The sequence below is a fragment of the Halobaculum sp. EA56 genome (assembly GCF_051195075.1).
Lineage (GTDB): Archaea > Halobacteriota > Halobacteria > Halobacteriales > Haloferacaceae > Halobaculum.
The window spans coordinates 1-1,080 of record NZ_JBNTJX010000100.1 but is presented as its reverse complement, the minus strand read 5'-3'; the positions used below and the strand labels follow the sequence as shown (position 1 = coordinate 1,080).

Sequence of the window (1,080 nt, the reverse complement as noted above, 5' to 3'; positions counted from 1 at the left end):
TTCGACGCGATGGTGGACGCGCTGGGCTGTCGCCAGACGGAAGCTGAATGGTCGTATCGCTATCTGGCCCAGCACTCTGTCACCGAGGAACTGCGAACCGGGCGCCCGGTAACAGCCAGGATTCCGGAACGGGAGTTGCTGTTCGCGGTGAAACTCCACAGTGGCCGCAAGGCAGACTCTCGGGATCTGGTGGTGCTGGCTGCTGGCGCGGATTTCGACCGGATCGCGACCCATCTGCATCGCGGAGAGTCCGAGAAGCTCGCTGGTCGCATCGAGACTGTCCTCAACCGCCTCACGTCGGAGGATTTCGCAGATGCATTCAAAGGAGTCTTCGAACAGCAAACGGTTCCCGAACAGGATATCGATGCCGTCGTTGAGTTCCTTCGTGACCAGCAGCGCCGAATCGATTCTGAACGATAACATCGACTGTCGGTGGGGTTTGTCTTGGAATCGATCGAAACGCGCAGGGTCGGACGCCGAACGAATTAACCAACAGAGTGGGATAGTACCCCAAGCCGTTGGTTAACAGCTGGAGAAGGCGTGTTCAGTCCTCGGCGACCGTCCCGATTATCTCTTGCGCGGTGGAACTGATCCGGCCGAGACGCTCCTGAATGCTCTCCGCATCGTCGTCCTGCCACGCGGCAAGATAGAACGCTGACCCGCTCGTATCCAGGTTGAAATACCGCCCGACGATGTACGCAACGGCTTCGGCTTCGACCTCGCGTTTTGCGCGCTCGGGTTCGTCGTTGACATCGAAATGGAGCAGTGCGTGGGCGTACTCGTGAATCAGCGTCACCGCGAGGTCGGCCTGATTCGCTCTATCTTTCGCTTCGACGACGGGTTGGCACTCGTCGAGATTCCGGTGTTTGCAGACGCCTTTCGCGTCGTCATGCTCCCACTCAGCAGCGTCGACGACACGGACGTCGACATCGAGAGTAGCTGCCGCATCAAGGAGCGCTGGCACCAGGTCGTCGGCGTTACCAGTGGCCTCGGTTTCCAGCTCGGGGAGCGGTTCGCCCTCGGTTTGAGACACATCGAAGACTGCCGTAGGTTTGAATCCAACCAGTCCTTTCGACCACT

At 59.4% G+C, this 1,080-nt stretch carries 2 pseudogenes; one reads left to right on the top strand and one right to left on the bottom strand.

From position 1 onward, the window contains the following. Nucleotides 1-420: pseudogene (locus tag ACQUQ1_RS22350) on the top strand (hypothetical protein); the annotation flags it as partial. Between the two features lie 124 nt (nt 421-544). Here ACQUQ1_RS22350 and ACQUQ1_RS22345 read toward each other — a convergent pair. After that, a pseudogene (locus ACQUQ1_RS22345) lies at nt 545-1,080 on the bottom strand (DUF955 domain-containing protein); the annotation flags it as partial.